Below are 15,212 nucleotides of genomic sequence, written 5' to 3'. Positions count from 1 at the left end.
ACGCCGATGAATGTCCAGGCGCCAGCCTTAAGGGATCCCCGCCTCAACAGCCCCGAGCCATTCACGCCGCGCGACGGCGGCTTCTTCCAGCGCGACCGCTCGATCCATCCGCCGGCCTACGCGCCCGGCTACAAATCGTCGGTGCTGCGCTCGCCGCGCCAGTCGCTGCTGTCGATCGAGAACTCGGCCTCGGAGATCACAGGGCCGGTGTTCGGTCACAACGATCTCGGACCGCTCGACAACGATCTGATCCGCAATTACGCCAAGGACGGCGATCCCGTGGGCGAGCGCATCGTCGTCCACGGCCAGGTGCTGGACGAGACCGGCCGCGGCGTGCCCAACACGCTGGTCGAGTTCTGGCAAGCCAATGCCGGCGGTCGCTACCGGCACAAGAAGGATACCTATCTTGCGCCGATCGATCCGAACTTCGGCGGCTGCGGCCGCGCGCTGACGGATGACACCGGCTACTACTACTTCCGGACGGTGAAGCCCGGCCCCTATCCCTGGCGCAACTTCGTCAACAGCTGGCGTCCCGCCCACATCCACTTCTCGGTGTTCGGCTCGGGCTTTGCGCAGCGGCTGATCACGCAGATGTATTTCGAGGGCGATCCCCTGATCCCGGTCTGCCCGATCCTGACGACGATTCCGGACAAGGACGCGCTGGATCGCCTGGTGGCGCCGCTCGACCTCAACGCCTCGACGCCGTTCGACTCGCTGGCCTACCGCTTCGATATCGTGCTGCGCGGCCAGCGCTCCACCTACTTCGAAAATCGCACCGCGGGGAACTGAGCCATGCCGCAGCCGCTCAACTATCTCAAGGAAACCGCCTCGCAGACCGCAGGGCCCTACGTTCATATCGGCCTGATTCCGGCCATGGCCGGCTTCGACATTTTCGAGAAGAATTTCTCCAACGTGCTGGTGACGCCGAACACGCAAGGCGAGCGTATCACGCTGGAAGGCAAGGTGCTCGACGGCAGCGGCTCGCCGTTGCGCGACGTGCTCCTCGAGATCTGGCAGGCCAACGCGGCCGGCCGCTACAACCATCCAGCCGACCGCTCCGCCGGCGCGCTGGACCAGGATTTCCGCGGCTGGGGTCGTGGCGGCTCGGACTTCGACAGTGGCCTCATCACGTTCGAGACCATCAAGCCCGGCGCCATCGTCGACAAGACGGGCCGCAAATGCGCGCCTCACATCAATGTCTGGATCGTCGCGCGCGGCATCAATATCGGTCTCAACACGCGCCTGTACTTCTCCGACGAGGAAGCCGTGAATGCCGACGATCCGGTGCTCAACCTGGTTGAGCCGGCCGTGCGCCGCAAGACGCTGATCGCCACGCGCGGCGAGCGCGCCGGCAAGGTCGTGTATTCCTTCACGATCAATTTGCAGGGTCCAGACGAGACGGTGTTCTTCGACGTGTGAAGATCCGGCGGCCGTCCTGCAGGATCACTCTACCCAGTCGTCGCGGTTGGTCGCTCCGCGCGCGACGAACTGCGGTGGCTGACGCATCTCGCGCGATCCCGGCCGGTCGGTCGGGGCGCGCCCCACCCTTGGCTTCAGCTCCGCCAAATCAATGAAGAGGTCCGTCTGGCGGCGCAGGGCGTCGGCGACCATGGGAGGCTGAGTGGAGAGCGTGGAGACGACCGTCACGTGGGCACCGCGGCGTTGCAGGGCTTCCACCAGCGAACGGAAATTTCCATCGCCCGAGAATAACACGATCCGATCGACGTGCTCTGCGAGCTCCATCGCACTTACGGCGAGGTCGACATCCATGCTGCCCTTCATCTTGCGGCGGCCAGTTGTGACGTCGACGAACTCCTTGGTGAGTTTGGTGACGACGGTGTACCCGTTATAGTCGAGCCAATCGATCAAGGGGCGGATTGACGAATACTCCTGATCCTCGACGACCGTCGTGTAGTAGAAGGCGCGCAGCAGCTTTCCGCGGCTCTGGAATTCGCTGAGCAGATGCCTGTAATCGATGTCGAAGCCGAGCGCCTTGGAGGTGGCATGGAGATTGGCGCCATCGATAAAAAGCGCGATCTTCTCGACTGAAGACATTGGGTGCAAATCCTCGGTTCCGTGGAAAAGCCGGGCGGTCCAGCCGAAATGGCGCGGTGCGTCAGCCCGAAAACTCTGAAGGCGCCGATGGCTTGCTGAAAAACGGCGCCGGCGACCGACAGGTATGGCCGCCTTGCGCCAAGGTTAGGGAGGATTCGATGCCACCGGCGCCAGGGCGCCGAATGCAGTCAGGCTAAGGCGCGCGCATTCGCTGCTCAATTGTACCGAGGTAAAAAGCCTCCATCCAAAGGATAGGGCTCCACATACGAAGGTAGGTGGTCGCTCCGGCAACAGACCAAAGGCTGCAGGTGGAAGCTGCGTCGTAGCATCTTGCGCGTGCTCCCACCGCGCCGCAGGATTATCGTCGTCGCTTCGGTTCGAGATTGAGACCAAAGTCTAGGCGGAACGCCACTGCTGGTCAGGAACCAAATCGCTTTCCGATCTTTGCTTTGGCACGTCCCGCGCGGAGTGTGTCATGAGCAAGCTGCAAGAGCGCGAAACCGCCCCTGACGTCTACAATCTGTTTCTCGCCGCCGTTCTCTTCATCTCGCCGTGGCTGTTCAAATTGACGAACAGCCAGGGCAAGATCGATCTCTGGATCACGAGCGCAATCATCGTCGTGCTCTCGCTTGCGGCTATCATCGCCTACCGGGACTGGGAGGAGTGGATCAACGTCCTGATGGGAGTCTGGCTGATTGCGTCGCCCTGGGTGCTCGGATTTCCGCACACGCGGGCGATGCATCTGAGCATTGGCTTTGGCATCGTCATCGTGCTTCTGGCCCTGCTCGATCTCTTCTTGCATTACGAGAAGAGACATCCGGAGGAAGCCCCGGCGAAGAGTGCGCACAAGTAAGGTTCGGATCAGCCTTCGTCGCCATGGAGCTGCGCGCGAAAGGCGCGCGGCGATAGCCCCGTGGCCGCAGCATAGACCCGGCTGAAATAGGCGGGATCCTCGAAGCCGAGTGCATAGGCGATCGTCGAGACCGGCAGATTGGTATAGACGAGGTTGCGCCGCGCTTCGCGGATCAGCCGGTTCAGGATCAGGTGCGAGGCTGTGTCGCCGGTCGCCGCGCGCGTGACCCGGTTGAGATGGGTCGGCGTGATTGCCAGCGCCTTCGCGTAGTCCGCCACGGTCCAGCGCTCCAGATGATGCTGTTCGAGCAAGGCCTCGAAACGACGGAACAGATTTGACTCTGCACTGCCGCTGCCGCCGTTCTCGCCTGCGAGCGCACGTGCCACGAGACCGATCATGGCGGCCGACAATGCGCGCAAGACGTGCGCGCGACCGAAATCGCGCGCAGCGTGTTCGGCAAAGATCTGCTTCATGGTCGCGCGGATTTGCGGGGTGCCGCGCACGACGGCGGACCGGGACAGCACGCTGCGCAGGCCCTCGGCGGCAAGCAGGGCCTCGTCCAGGATCTCCGCGGCGATAGTCAGCACCCAGCCCTGGGTTCCCGGAATGAACCGGAATCCATGGACATGGCCAACTGGAACGTTGACGATCTGCATCGGCTTCAGGGGCACCACGCGTCCGTCAAGCGTCGCTTCGCCGCCGCCGCGTTCGATCAACAGCACCTGGTGCAGGCGGGCATGCCGGTGCACGGCGAGTGTCCAGTCATGCAGCACCGAGCGGGACGCAATCGTCTCGCAATGCACGACGTCGGGCAGGTCGCCGGCCTCGCCGAACAGATTGTAGACCCGGATGGCCGGGGCGGGGGCTTCGGTTCTCATGTTCGAATAGTACAAGACAATGGCAAAACCCTCCATCGGTCCGCGCCGCGAAATCTGCAAAAAAGTGCCGACGGGAGGACGGAAAAATGAAAGTTCAGGTTTGCATCATTGGCGGTGGGCCGTCCGGGCTGCTGCTGTCCCAGCTCTTGCACCTGAAGGGCATCGACACGATCGTGCTGGAGAAATACAGCCGCGACCACGTGCTGGCCCGCATCCGTGCCGGTGTGCTCGAACACGGCTTTGCCAGGCTGATGCGCGAGGCACAGTGCGGCGAGCGCATGGACCGTGAGGGCGAGATCCACAACGGCTTCGAGATCGCCCATGACGGGGTGCTCTCCCATATCGATCTGCACAAGCATTCCGGCGGCAATTCGGTGCTGGTCTACGGCCAGACCGAGTTGACGCGCGACCTCTACGAGGCGCGCGACCGTCTCGCCGGCAAGATCGTACATAATGCCGAGGACGTGACGCCACATGATTTGACGTCGGACCAGCCCTACGTGACGTACCGCGCGAACAGTGAGACCGTTCGAGTCGATTGCGACTATATCGTCGGCGCCGACGGCTTTCATGGTGTCAGCCGTAAGTCGATCCCGAAGGATGTGCTGCGCGAGTATGAGAAGGTCTATCCGTTCGGCTGGCTCGGCGTGCTGTCGCGCACCAAGCCGGTGTCGCCGGAGTTGATCTATGTGAGGCACGAGCGCGGCTTTGCGCTCTGCTCGCTGCGCTCACAGGTGCTGAGCCGCTATTACGTCCAGGTGCCTCTGACCGACAAGGTCGAGGATTGGTCGGACGATGCGTTCTGGGACGAGCTGAGGCGTCGTCTGCCGGACGACGTCGCTGCGCGGCTGGTCACCGGCCCCTCGATCGAAAAGAGCATCGCGCCATTGCGCAGCTTCGTCGCCGAGCCGATGAGCTATGGCCGCCTGTTCCTCGCCGGCGACGCCGCTCACATCGTGCCCCCGACCGGCGCGCGCGGGCTGAACAGTGCAGCTTCCGATATCTATTATCTCTATCACGCGATGCTCGCGCATTATCAGCAGGGCGACGATTCAGGGCTGAAAGGTTATTCCGCCAAGGCGCTGGCCCGGATCTGGAAGGCGCAGCGCTTCTCGTGGTGGATGACGATGCTGCTGCACCGCTTTCCCGACCGTTCCGACTATGAAGACCGGCTGCAGCAGATCGAGCTGGAGTACCTGCTTTCGTCGGAGACGGCGCAGCGGTTGCTCGCGGAGAACTATGTGGGGCTGCCTTTTTAAATCTGTTGCGCTTGGCGCTTCTTCCCTTCTCCCCTTGTGGGAAAAGGTGGCGCGGTGCGCCGGATGAGGGGGTGGCTCGGCAAATTCAAAGGCGAGTTGGACGCGCGGAGCGACCCCGTCACCCGTCTCGCCGCTACGAGTCGAGCCACCGTCTCCCACAAGGGGAGAGGGTGGGCCATCATTCTTGGCTAGTTTGCTACTTCCCTTCCAACGTATTCACCGGCGTCCAGTCCGGCGGCGGTGGATTCGCCGCCATTGCCCGGGCACGCCTCGCAAAATATTCGCATGGCGGGTCATCGCCGGCGGCGCTTTCGAACAGCTCGGCGGCTTTCGTGAAGTCGCGTGCGCGCCAGTACGCAAGTCCCTTGGCGTAAGTCGCCGCGTGGATGCTCTGCTGCTGCGTCTCCTGGTTCTTCTCGGCGAGCGGCTCGTATACCCTGATCGGCTCGTCGCGCCCCTGCACCCTGACCAGGTCCAGCTCGCGCCAGATATAGGCGTCGCGGCTTTGGTTCGCGGTCATCTCGGACGCCATGATCACGGTGCCGAAATATTTGTTGGCGCCTTCGAGCCGCGAGGCGAGGTTTACGGTGTCGCTCATCACGGTGTAGTTGAAGCGTCGGCGCGAGCCGATGTTGCCGACCACGGCCTCGCCGCTGTTCAGCCCGATGCGGTGGGCAAGGCCGCGTCCCCGAAACGCGGGATGGTTCTCGTTGAGCTCTTCGAGGCGGTCGCGGCATTGCAGCGCGGCGGCGACCGCGTGCCGCGCGTGATCGGGATCGTCGGCCGGCGCACCGAACATCGCGACGATGGAATCGCCGATATATTTGTCGACATAGCCGCCATGGCCTTCGATGATGTCGGTCATGGCCGAGAGATATTCGTTCATCAGCGCGACCAACTCGGCCGGCGCCATCTTCTCGGCGATCGAGGAGAAGCCGCTGAGGTCCGAGAAGAACATGGTGATGTTGCGCATCTCGCCGCCGAGCACGGGCATCTTGCCGGAGGCAACCATGCTGTCGATCACCTCCGGCGCGAGATAGAACGCAAAACTCTTGCGCAGGAAGCGCTCCTCGCGGTCGGCGACGACGAAGCGATAGCCGATCATCATCGCGAGAGCTGTGAGGCCCGCAAGCACCGGCTCGGTCAAGGGAAGTGCGACGGCATGGGTGAATGTGGCGATAGCGACGGCGGTGTAGGTAACGGTGAGTGCAAACCAGGTGATCGCCGCGCCGGTCGGAGCGAGCAGGCAGGCCGCGCAGGCAGCGATCGCTGCGAACACAATCGCCAGAATCAGCCGCAGTGGAGAGCCGAGCTCGGCGATGGCATCATGCTCGATCAGATTTCGCACGGCCGTGGCATGGACGAAGACGCCGGCGATTCCGCTGCGGACTTCTCGCGCAGCGCCCGCAGGCGCGGGCAGGGCGCATCGCGCCGCAGGCGTCCCGTCATGTGCGCGGCTCAAATGCATCGAAGTGAGCTTGCGGTCTTCGAAGGTCAGCACGCTGCCGAGCAATACGATCTTGCCGTCGAACGCACGGTGGAAGAAGTCGGTGTCTCCCTTCTCGATACAGGCACGCAAATCGGCGAAAGAATAGGCTGGGATATCGCGGCCCATGCCGCGAAAATTGAGTGTGAGCGTGTTGGGGGGCGTGCCCGGGATCGTGTAGCCGGACAAGCTCGTCACGCCGGCCGGTCCGGTCTCGGGCTCGAGGCCGAGTGAACGTGCGGCGAGTTCGACGGCCATTGCGGGTACCGGCTGGCCTTCGATCAAGAAGCTCAACGGCGTCCGCCGGATCACGTTGTCGGGGTCGGTATGAACGTTGAGGGCGCGGATGTTGTTTTTCACCGCCAGTTGCTGCGCGCGATCGGGCCTGTCCGGATGGTCGTTGCTGAGAATCTCGCCGAGCACGAGCTTGCCGCTGTCGGAGAGGCGCCGGAGCGCAATCAGATAGTCCCGGTCAAATCCTCTCACACGGCTGCCGAATGAGGTATCGCCAAAGGGAATTTCCGACTGCTCGATCGAACTCGGAAAGATAACGTCGAATCCGATGACCTTGGCGCCGCCCTCGGTGATGCCGCCGAGCACCCGGCCGATCTCCCGTGTCCAGGTCTGCGTCGGCGAGCCCTTGAAGGGCGGGGTGTCGTAGGTCTCCCCGTCAATCGCGACGACGACGACCGGCGAGGTCGCGGGATCGCGGCGGTCGCCAATCAGCTTCCAGCGCAAGGCCGTGAGAATGTCGAGCGAGAGACCTTGCAGCCTCTGGAGTGGCGGAGACGTGACAGCCGCGCCCGCAACGAGTCCAATCAGGATCGCCGCAACGATGTCCCGCCTGCCGATCCGCCGCATCGCTGCTGACGCGGGCCGTCTATTCGAGCCGCAGCAGACGGCCGACAATCGGCGTCGGCGACGAGGTCGCGCCGGCGTCGACCTGGAAGGTGTAGCGTTTGGCGCCGATCTTCGCGAGATAGCTGCCCCCCGGCGTGAGCGATTTGCCGGCTTTTGAAAGGTCGTAGAATTTTTTGGCGACCATGATGTCGTTCTTGAGCGGCAGGCTGATCGTGGGCTCCTTGCCGTCGGTCCGCTCGATCACCAGCGTGCTGCCGCTCTTGGCCTGGATCAGCGGTGCGGTACCGTAGATCGTCGGCAGCTTGGCCGGCGCGCTGTTGGTGTCAACTCGCATCGTGCGGAACGTGGTCGCAGCGCTCTGGTTCGCCTCGCGCTCGGAGAGCTGTGCAGCGTTGGCATCGCACGGCACCTTGACGCGCTCGACGTTGCCGAGCTGCACGGTGCTCTGCTCCGCCCCGACCAGCACCACGCCTTCGGTGATGGTCTCGCGCAGGCAGGATTTGAGATAGCTCAGCGTGATGCCGGCCTTGGGACCGAGCTTGATGATCTTCCCGGGCGCCACATAATCCATGAATTCGATGCCGTCGACCTTGCCCTGCACGTCCTCGACGATGGCGGCCGGCGTTTCCGCGAGGGCCGGGGCGCTCAGGCAAAACACGCCGACGATGGCGCCGATCAGGCTTCTCATGACTGTCTCTTCCAATTCGAACGATATGCGACTGATCCACGTCCCGGCGGGAGCCTAGCAGGAGATGTCCCAGGCAAGTGTGATCAGAATCACTCTCGGTATTGGTGCACCCCTGGCAGGAACAGGTTCAAATCGTTGATGGCAGAAAACGGCGCCGCAGCAAACCGGAACGTCAGCCGCGATGTCAGACCGCGGCGGCGTCGGGCATTCGGTCCTCGTCCGGACGGTCCCCGGTCGCACCCAATATAAAGGGTGCGAGGACCACCTCGGATTTCTGCAACGGCATTGCAGCTGGTCCGGCTGCGATGCCCATCACCTCGTCCCAGCGCGACAGAAAGGCCTCGACGCAGGCCGGGTCGAACTGCCGCCCCTGGTTTGCGACCAGATAGTCACGCGCTAGTTCCAGCGGCATCGGCTCTTTATATGGCCGTCGGGTCGTCAGGGCGTCGAAGACGTCGGCGACCGCGACCACGCGCGCGGCGACCGGGATCTCGTCCGCCTTGAGGCCGTTCGGATAGCCGGTGCCGTCCCAGCGCTCATGATGGCCAGACGCGATTTCTGCACCGAGCTGGATCAGCTCGCAGCTGGAACCGGCCAAGATCTTCTCGCCGATCGTCGCATGGGTACGGATCACCGCCATCTCGTCGTTGGTCAGCTTGCCGGGCTTGAGCAGGATGTTGTCGGGAATTGCGACCTTGCCGACGTCGTGCAGGGGGGCGGCAAGATAGATGTCACGGCACAACCGGGCGGGAAGGCCGAGCTGTTCGGCGATGATCCGGCTGTAGCGGGCGACCCGCAGCGTATGCTCGCCGGTGTCGTTGTCGCGATATTCGACCGCGAGCGCGAGCCGCAGGATGATCTCTTCCTCGCGCTCGCCGAGCTTGCGTGTTGCGGCAGCAACCTCGCTGGCCAGATGCGCGGCGCGATCGTTGAGCTTGCGCACGGCTGCACCGAGCTGAATCAAATTCCGTAAGCGCACCGTCATCTCGACGCTCTGCGGTGCCTTGGGCAGGAAATCGGTTGCACCCGCCTGCAGCGCTTCCATTTTGATGTCGTCGGTCTGCCGCGACGTGATCATCGCGATCGGAATGTCAGCGCAGCCCGGCAGCGTACGAAGTGTGCGAATGAAGCTGATGCCGTCCATGTGCGGCATTTCGTAGTCGACAAGCACGAGGTCGAAGACGCGTTCGCGCGCGCAAGCCAGCGCCTCGACGGGATCGAGGAATGTGGTGGCCTCGACGAGGCCTTCCGCTTCGATATGACGTTTTAGGAAATTGAGGACAGAGCGGCTGTCATCAACCAGAAGCGCTTGGGTCAGCATCGGCGGCCGGACTCGTTCGGATGGCGAGGCGTGATCTCAAGGAATAGCCGGCGCGATTTAACGCGGAGCAAACGCCGGCACCGCGGCAAATCGCCTCAACGTTACGCGCACGTGATTTTACGGGCTGTGCACGCTTGCATGCATTTGCGCGAATTCCGATGAAATGTGACCCGTAGTTGTACGGAGGATTCCATTAGGGGTTTGCATACTCTCCCCCCGAATAGTCGTCGTGTGGGATTCGTTCGGTAGTTGCAGCGAATTCCAGCAAATCTGGGGGACGAATGTCGTCTGATGTCACTGAGCCGAAGTGGTCCCTACGGCTGCCTGCAGATTGCAGCATCGCCGCGATCCGCAGTGTTTACGACCTGATCCGCGAAGCATTCGGCCGGCAGGACCGGCTCGAGATCGATTGCTCCAGCGTCGACAAGGCCGACGTGACCTCGATCCAGCTTCTGCTGTCGGCCGCCAAGACCGGCGACGCCCAGGGCCGCCCGGTGGTCCTGACCTCCTTCTCCCAATCTCTGCGTAACACCCTTCGCCGCGCCGGATTCGCCAGCGACGCGATGATCGATCAGCACTTCCCGCAAAAGAAAGATGGCATCTGATGGCCACGATTCTCACGGTCGACGATTCTCCCAGCATCCGGCAGATGATCAAGGTCGTGCTCGAGCCGGCCGGTCACAGCGTGATCGAGGCCGGCGACGGCGCGCAAGGTCTCGCCAAGGCGCAAGCCGGCAAGCTCGACCTCGTCATTACCGACCTCAATATGCCTGTCATGAATGGGCTGGAGCTGATCAAGGCGCTGCGCAAGCTGCCGAGCGCGGTCGGCATGCCCATCGTGTTCCTGACCACCGAGTCCAACGACACGGTGAAGCAGGAGGCCAAGAGCGCCGGCGCCACCGGCTGGATCACCAAACCGTTCAAGCCTGAGCAATTGCTCGCAGTCGTCGCAAGACTGGTGCGCGCATGAGCGCGATGGACCCGACCGAGGTCTTTCGCCAGGAAGCCAGCGAGCTGTTCGAAGTCCTCGAAGGGGCCCTGCTCGATCTCGGCCAGCGTCCCGACGACCGCGAGCTGGTCGATTCCGCCTTCCGCGCTCTGCACACGATCAAGGGCTCGGGCGCCATGTTCGGCTTCGACAAGGTTGCCTCTTTCACTCACGAATTCGAGACTGCGTTCGATCGCGTCCGCAGGGGCGAGATCAAGCCGACCCAGGAGCTGATCTCGGTGGCGCTTGCCGCCAAGGACTATATCCGCGCGCTGATCGAAGATCCGCAATCGACCGACGATATCATCGGCGAAGCCATCCTCGACGACCTCAAGCGCTTCGTATCCTCGGATCAGCCCGTCGCAGCGGTCGCCGAGATTGTTGAAGCGCCGCCGCTGGCAGCTGTCGAGAGCAAGCAGGCCGGCTGGCAACTCTACCTGGAATTCGAATCCCACATCCTGCGCAACGGCTCGAACCCGCTCGACCTGCTGGAAGATCTCTGCAAGCTCGGTCCCTGCTTCGTCGTGCCAATCACCGACGGCGTCCCATTCCTCGACGAGATGGAGCCAGAAGACTGCTATCTGAAGTGGGACGTCAAGCTGCACGCAGCCTGCGACAAGGACGCAATCGACGACGTCTTCATGTTCGTCTCGGACGAGATGAAGCTGACGCTTTCGCCGCTGGAGCATGTCGAAGCGCCTGCGCCGGCGCCGCTGTTCCAGCTTCTCGACGAGGAGCTTGCCCCGGCGGCCGAGGCGCCGGCACCGGTCGTCGAGGCGGTTGCGGCCGCCGCGGTCGAGAAGCCCGTCGCAAAGGCGGAGCCCAAACCTGAATCCAAGCCTGAATCCAAGGTCGAAGCCAAGCGTGACGATCGCGGCATCGCCACCGTCCGCGTCCAGGCCGAGCGCCTCGACGAGCTGATGGACCGCGTCGGCGAGCTCGTCATTGCCCAGGCGCGGCTGACCCAGCTCGCAGCTTCCGGTTCTGATCTCTCGATCAAGATGATCGCTGAGGAGATCGAGCGTCTCGCCTCCTCGTTGCGCGACACCACGATGGGCGCGCGCATGGTGCCGATCGGCTCGCTGTTCGGCCGCTTCCGCCGCCTGATCCACGATTTGTCGCGCGACCTGTCGAAGCCGGTCGAGTTCGTGACCTCGGGCGAAGATACCGAGCTCGACAAGACCATGATCGAGTGCCTGGCCGATCCGCTGGTGCATCTGATCCGCAACGCCATCGATCACGGCATCGAGGATACCGCGACCCGTTCCGCGAACGGCAAGACGGAGCAGGGCCGGATCGAGCTCGCGGCCGTCCATTCCGGCGCACAGGTGCTCGTCACCGTGAAGGACAATGGCGGCGGCCTCAACACCGCCCGTATCCGCGCCAAGGCCGAAGAGCAGGGCTTGATCGCCGCCGGCGCCGTGCTCTCCGATCACGAGATCCACCAGTTCCTGTTCCATCCGGGCTTCTCGACCGCGCAGACCATCTCGGCACTGTCCGGCCGCGGCGTTGGCATGGACGTGGTCAAGCGCACCATCGAGAACATGCGCGGCTCGATCGACCTGTCGACCAAGCCGGGCCAGGGCACCACCGTGACGCTGCGCCTGCCGCTGACGCTGGCGATCATTGAAGGCCTGCTGATCCGCGTCGGCGAAGGCCGCTATATCATTCCGCTGTCGGCGGTGGAGGAATGCGTCGAGCTGACCGCCGAGGACGAGCGCTCGCGCGGCCGCAATTTCCTCAACGTGCGCGGCAATCTCGTTCCCTTCCTGCGCCTGCGCGAGATCATGTCGTCGGCCGGTGCGCCGGACCGTCACCAGAAGACGATCATCATCTCGACCGGCGAGACCCGCGTCGGCCTCGTCGCCGACCAGATTATCGGCAACCACCAGACCGTGATCAAGTCACTCTCCAAGCTGCATTCGGACGTCACGATCTTCTCCGGGGCGACCATTCTCGGCGACGGCACGGCGGCGCTGATCCTCGACGTCGCGCAGCTGGTCACGCTGGCGCAGTCGAAGGTCGAGAGGCAACACATCAGCGAGGCGGCGTAATGTCGGATGGTTTGGCGGTCGAGCACCGGGCCGACGCGATGCAGGTCGTGATGATCGGTCTCGGCGAGGAGAAATTCGCGCTCGACGCCGGTCTCGTGCGCGAGATCATCGATCCCGTGCCCGTGACCAAGGTGGCCGGCGCGCGCGCTTTCGTTCCCAGCGTCATCAATGTGCGCGGCAACGTCATTCCGCTGGCGGATTTGCGCATCCGTTTCGGCATGCCGCAGCTCGAGGACTCCGCTGATACGCGTATCGTCGTCATCGAGATCGAGCTCGACGACGAGCCCGTGCTGGTCGGCGTCACCGCCGACAAGGTCTATGAGGTCACGGAAATCTCGCAGACAGACGTGCAGCAGACGCCGCGCGTCGGCATGCACTGGAAGCCGGAGTTCATTCGCTTTATCGCGAAATGGCGCGAAGAGTTCGTCATCGTTCCGAACATGGAACGCATTCTGAATTGAAACGGAGTCTCGGGCGAGACTGGGGTTAGGGGCTGGATATGAGATTTACGGTCAAGGCGAAACTTGCCAGCGCGTTCGGCCTGGTCATCGTCCTGTCGATGGTCGCCGGCGGCGTCGCCTACATGAAGCTCGGCGACATGATGGCGACGGCCGACAACATGGTCCTGCGCGCCAAGCGCATGGAAAAAGCCACAGAGATCGAAAAGCACATTCTCATCCAGCTTCGTGCGGAAAAGAACGCCATCATCGGCAACGAGGGCGAGGTCGAGCAGGCAGCAGCCGATGCCGCCAAGCGCCGCGAGGCCGCCATGAAGACCAAGGATGAGGTCTATGCCCTGGCGAGCGAGGCGGGCAAGAAATTGCTCGACGCCTTTGCCGTGACCTACGCCAAGATGAATGCGTATCAGGAGGAGACGATCCGGATCGCCAAGACCGACAAGGTCAAGGCGGCGGATCGCTCCACGACCGAGGGACGCAGAATCGTGAACGAAGCGCTCGACTCCATGGGCGCTTACGTCGAAAACACCAAGAAGCAGATGGCGGACCAGGCGGTCGTGTCGAAGGAAGAGGGACATCAGGCCCAGTTCATGCTGATGACCCTCCTCGGCGTTTCGCTGATGGTCGCGATCGCTGCCGCCTTGTGGATTTCGATCTCGATCAGCCGCTCCCTCGGCCGCGCAGTCAGCCTCGCCGGAGCAGTGGCCGACGGCGATCTCAATCAGACGATCCCCTCTGCCAGCAATGACGAGATTGGCGACCTCATCAAGTCGCTCAACATGATGGTCGGGAAGCTCCGGCAGATCGTGGCCGAGGCGCTCACCGCCGCCCAGAACGTCTCTGCCGGCAGCCAGGAGCTTTCCGCCAGCGCCGAGCAGCTTTCGCAGGGCGCGACCGAGCAGGCCTCGTCGGCCGAAGAGGCGTCGTCCTCGATGGAGGAGATGGCCTCCAACGTGAAGCAGAACGCCGACAACGCCAACCAGACCGAGAAGATCGCGGCGCAGTCGGCCAAGGATGCGGAAGCCAGCGGCGTCGCCGTGGGCCGCGCCGTCCAGGCGATGCAGACCATCGCCGAGAAGATCACAATCGTGCAGGAGATCGCGCGTCAGACCGATCTGCTCGCCTTGAATGCTGCAGTCGAAGCCGCCCGCGCGGGCGAGCATGGCAAGGGCTTTGCAGTGGTCGCCTCTGAAGTGCGCAAGCTCGCCGAGCGCAGCCAGGCTGCCGCGGCCGACATCGGCACGCTGTCGAGCGAGACTGTGAAGGTGGCGCAGGAAGCCGGTTCCATGCTGTCCAAGCTCGTGCCCGATATCAAGAAGACCGCCGAGCTGGTCCAGGAGATCACCGCCGCCTGCCGCGAGCAGGATGTCGGCTCCTCGCAGATCAACCAGGCGATCCAGCAACTCGACAAGGTCGGGCAGCAGAACGCCAGTGCCTCCGAGCAGGTCTCCTCGACCTCGGAAGAGCTGGCCTCGCAGGCCGAGCAGCTCCAGTCGACCATCTCGTTCTTCCGCATCGAGCAGGGCGGGCGCAGTGAAAGTGCGGCGCCCGCGCCGATCGACCGCGCGGTCACCCAGCTCCGCAGCAAGGCGGTGCAGATGCAGGCGGCGGATCGCGGCGGGAAGAAGCCGGTGCCCGCTCGAAAGCCGGCGCGTGCGATGAAGGTCGCAAACGGCGGCGGTTTCGCCTTCGACATGCAGGACGGCGAAGACGATCGCGACGCCGAGTTTCAGCGCTGACCCCCAGAACCATCGGAGCCCGGACCCAAGCATGGCCGCAACCTCGCAATATCTGACGCTCGGGCTCGCCGGCGAGACGTTCGGCATTAGCATCCGCAACGTGCGGGAAATTCTCGACATGCGGCCGATCTCGCGCCTGCCGCATGCCCCGGACTTCCTGCTCGGCATGATCGACGTGCGCGGATCCGGCTACCCGATCGTGGATCTCCGGACCAAGCTCGGCCTGCCGGCGATCGCCGCCACCGAGGCGACCCGCATCATCATCCTCGACGTGCCGATGAAGGACCGTCTCGTCGGCGTTGGTTTCGTCGCCGACTGCGTGTTCGAGGTCACGGACATCGACGAGCAGGCGATCGAGCCGATCCCGGAGGTGGGCGGAAAATGGCAGTCCGACTATGCGGTCGGCATCGGCCGCAAGGGCGAGAAATTCGTCGTGATCTTCGATCTCGCCAAGCTGATGGCGCATGACCGGATCCCGGAGAGCACCAACACCGACGCATCCCGGGCCGCCTGAATTGATATGCGTGACGCGTTGCCGATAAGTACCCGTAATTCGAACCGACGAGATCGAC

At 63.5% G+C, this 15,212-nt stretch carries 15 protein-coding genes; 10 read left to right on the top strand and 5 right to left on the bottom strand.

Annotated features, from left to right (window positions below; genetic code table 11):
* Positions 1–6: 6 nt before the first annotated feature.
* Together pcaH and pcaG are read left to right on the top strand one after the other, a co-directional pair.
* The gene (gene pcaH / locus ACWAT4_RS32895) at positions 7–789 is read left to right on the top strand and encodes a protocatechuate 3,4-dioxygenase subunit beta (RefSeq protein ID WP_212426967.1); all 783 of its coding nucleotides are present in this window, start codon (positions 7–9) and stop codon (positions 787–789) included.
* A gap of 3 nt (positions 790–792) precedes the next feature.
* Positions 793–1,419: a protocatechuate 3,4-dioxygenase subunit alpha gene (gene pcaG, locus ACWAT4_RS32890; RefSeq protein ID WP_212445956.1), complete on the top strand. Its 627-nt coding sequence runs from the start codon at positions 793–795 to the stop codon at positions 1,417–1,419.
* A gap of 24 nt (positions 1,420–1,443) precedes the next feature.
* Here pcaG and ACWAT4_RS32885 read toward each other — a convergent pair whose 3' ends face one another.
* Positions 1,444–2,055: a LabA-like NYN domain-containing protein gene (locus ACWAT4_RS32885; protein WP_212299882.1), complete on the bottom strand. Its 612-nt coding sequence runs from the start codon at positions 2,053–2,055 to the stop codon at positions 1,444–1,446.
* Between the two features lie 475 nt (positions 2,056–2,530).
* Here ACWAT4_RS32885 and ACWAT4_RS32880 point away from each other — a divergent pair, with 475 nt between their 5' ends.
* The gene (locus tag ACWAT4_RS32880; protein ID WP_449729052.1) at positions 2,531–2,908 is read left to right on the top strand and encodes an SPW repeat protein; all 378 of its coding nucleotides are present in this window, start codon (positions 2,531–2,533) and stop codon (positions 2,906–2,908) included.
* A gap of 8 nt (positions 2,909–2,916) precedes the next feature.
* Here the strand turns inward: ACWAT4_RS32880 and ACWAT4_RS32875 are convergent, their stop codons facing one another.
* Positions 2,917–3,822: a helix-turn-helix domain-containing protein gene (locus tag ACWAT4_RS32875; RefSeq protein ID WP_449729051.1), complete on the bottom strand. Its 906-nt coding sequence runs from the start codon at positions 3,820–3,822 to the stop codon at positions 2,917–2,919.
* 50 nt (positions 3,823–3,872) lie between these two features.
* On the opposite strand from ACWAT4_RS32875, the gene pobA reads away from it, so the two are divergent.
* On the top strand, positions 3,873–5,045 hold the full coding sequence (gene pobA / locus ACWAT4_RS32870; RefSeq protein WP_449729050.1) for a 4-hydroxybenzoate 3-monooxygenase: 1,173 nt from the start codon (positions 3,873–3,875) through the stop codon (positions 5,043–5,045).
* 196 nt (positions 5,046–5,241) lie between these two features.
* Here pobA and ACWAT4_RS32865 read toward each other — a convergent pair whose 3' ends face one another.
* From ACWAT4_RS32865 to ACWAT4_RS32855, 3 genes are all read right to left on the bottom strand, one after another.
* A complete protein-coding gene (locus ACWAT4_RS32865; RefSeq protein WP_449729049.1) occupies positions 5,242–7,392 on the bottom strand; it encodes a CHASE2 domain-containing protein in 2,151 nt (716 codons plus the stop codon).
* A 19-nt stretch (positions 7,393–7,411) separates the two neighbouring features.
* Positions 7,412–8,080 carry a hypothetical protein gene (locus ACWAT4_RS32860; protein ID WP_212299878.1) on the bottom strand — a complete coding sequence of 223 codons (669 nt, stop codon included), beginning with the start codon at positions 8,078–8,080 and terminating at the stop codon, positions 7,412–7,414.
* Between the two features lie 184 nt (positions 8,081–8,264).
* Positions 8,265–9,401: an HD domain-containing phosphohydrolase gene (locus ACWAT4_RS32855; RefSeq protein WP_212426974.1), complete on the bottom strand. Its 1,137-nt coding sequence runs from the start codon at positions 9,399–9,401 to the stop codon at positions 8,265–8,267.
* Positions 9,402–9,682: 281 nt separating this feature from the next.
* Between ACWAT4_RS32855 and ACWAT4_RS32850 the strand changes: the two genes are divergently transcribed.
* Genes ACWAT4_RS32850 through ACWAT4_RS32825 form a run of 6 tightly spaced genes read left to right on the top strand, consistent with a single transcriptional unit; the run spans position 9,683 to position 15,154 of the window.
* The gene (locus tag ACWAT4_RS32850; RefSeq protein WP_194477496.1) at positions 9,683–10,006 is read left to right on the top strand and encodes an STAS domain-containing protein; all 324 of its coding nucleotides are present in this window, start codon (positions 9,683–9,685) and stop codon (positions 10,004–10,006) included.
* Entirely contained in the window at positions 10,006–10,371 is a 366-nt protein-coding gene (locus ACWAT4_RS32845; protein WP_212299876.1) for a response regulator, read from the top strand. The genes ACWAT4_RS32850 and ACWAT4_RS32845 overlap by 1 nt, the downstream gene beginning before the upstream one ends.
* The gene (locus ACWAT4_RS32840; RefSeq protein ID WP_449729048.1) at positions 10,368–12,443 is read left to right on the top strand and encodes a chemotaxis protein CheA; all 2,076 of its coding nucleotides are present in this window, start codon (positions 10,368–10,370) and stop codon (positions 12,441–12,443) included. Before ACWAT4_RS32845 ends, ACWAT4_RS32840 begins: the two co-directional genes overlap by 4 nt.
* Positions 12,443–12,904: a chemotaxis protein CheW gene (locus tag ACWAT4_RS32835; protein ID WP_212299874.1), complete on the top strand. Its 462-nt coding sequence runs from the start codon at positions 12,443–12,445 to the stop codon at positions 12,902–12,904. Before ACWAT4_RS32840 ends, ACWAT4_RS32835 begins: the two co-directional genes overlap by 1 nt.
* A gap of 38 nt (positions 12,905–12,942) precedes the next feature.
* Positions 12,943–14,640, top strand: a complete 1,698-nt coding sequence (locus ACWAT4_RS32830; protein ID WP_449729047.1) for a methyl-accepting chemotaxis protein — start codon at positions 12,943–12,945, stop codon at positions 14,638–14,640.
* Between the two features lie 31 nt (positions 14,641–14,671).
* A complete protein-coding gene (locus ACWAT4_RS32825) occupies positions 14,672–15,154 on the top strand; it encodes a chemotaxis protein CheW (RefSeq protein ID WP_449729046.1) in 483 nt (160 codons plus the stop codon).
* Positions 15,155–15,212 lie beyond the last annotated feature (58 nt).

Source organism: Bradyrhizobium sp. T-1, from assembly GCF_053592855.1.
This window is presented reverse-complemented; position numbering and strand designations above follow the sequence as displayed.

Bases quoted from the DNA above. Each gene is read 5' to 3' on its own strand.
- pcaH (WP_212426967.1), top strand. From the start codon at position 7: ATGAATGTCCAGGCGCCAGCCTTAAGGGATCCCCGCCTCAACAGCCCC.
- pcaG (WP_212445956.1), top strand. From the start codon at position 793: ATGCCGCAGCCGCTCAACTATCTCAAGGAAACCGCCTCGCAGACCGCA.
- ACWAT4_RS32885 (WP_212299882.1), bottom strand. From the start codon at position 2,055: ATGTCTTCAGTCGAGAAGATCGCGCTTTTTATCGATGGCGCCAATCTC.
- ACWAT4_RS32880 (WP_449729052.1), top strand. From the start codon at position 2,531: ATGAGCAAGCTGCAAGAGCGCGAAACCGCCCCTGACGTCTACAATCTG.
- ACWAT4_RS32875 (WP_449729051.1), bottom strand. From the start codon at position 3,822: ATGGAGGGTTTTGCCATTGTCTTGTACTATTCGAACATGAGAACCGAA.
- pobA (WP_449729050.1), top strand. From the start codon at position 3,873: ATGAAAGTTCAGGTTTGCATCATTGGCGGTGGGCCGTCCGGGCTGCTG.
- ACWAT4_RS32865 (WP_449729049.1), bottom strand. From the start codon at position 7,392: ATGCGGCGGATCGGCAGGCGGGACATCGTTGCGGCGATCCTGATTGGA.
- ACWAT4_RS32860 (WP_212299878.1), bottom strand. From the start codon at position 8,080: ATGAGAAGCCTGATCGGCGCCATCGTCGGCGTGTTTTGCCTGAGCGCC.
- ACWAT4_RS32855 (WP_212426974.1), bottom strand. From the start codon at position 9,401: ATGCTGACCCAAGCGCTTCTGGTTGATGACAGCCGCTCTGTCCTCAAT.
- ACWAT4_RS32850 (WP_194477496.1), top strand. From the start codon at position 9,683: ATGTCGTCTGATGTCACTGAGCCGAAGTGGTCCCTACGGCTGCCTGCA.
- ACWAT4_RS32845 (WP_212299876.1), top strand. From the start codon at position 10,006: ATGGCCACGATTCTCACGGTCGACGATTCTCCCAGCATCCGGCAGATG.
- ACWAT4_RS32840 (WP_449729048.1), top strand. From the start codon at position 10,368: ATGAGCGCGATGGACCCGACCGAGGTCTTTCGCCAGGAAGCCAGCGAG.
- ACWAT4_RS32835 (WP_212299874.1), top strand. From the start codon at position 12,443: ATGTCGGATGGTTTGGCGGTCGAGCACCGGGCCGACGCGATGCAGGTC.
- ACWAT4_RS32830 (WP_449729047.1), top strand. From the start codon at position 12,943: ATGAGATTTACGGTCAAGGCGAAACTTGCCAGCGCGTTCGGCCTGGTC.
- ACWAT4_RS32825 (WP_449729046.1), top strand. From the start codon at position 14,672: ATGGCCGCAACCTCGCAATATCTGACGCTCGGGCTCGCCGGCGAGACG.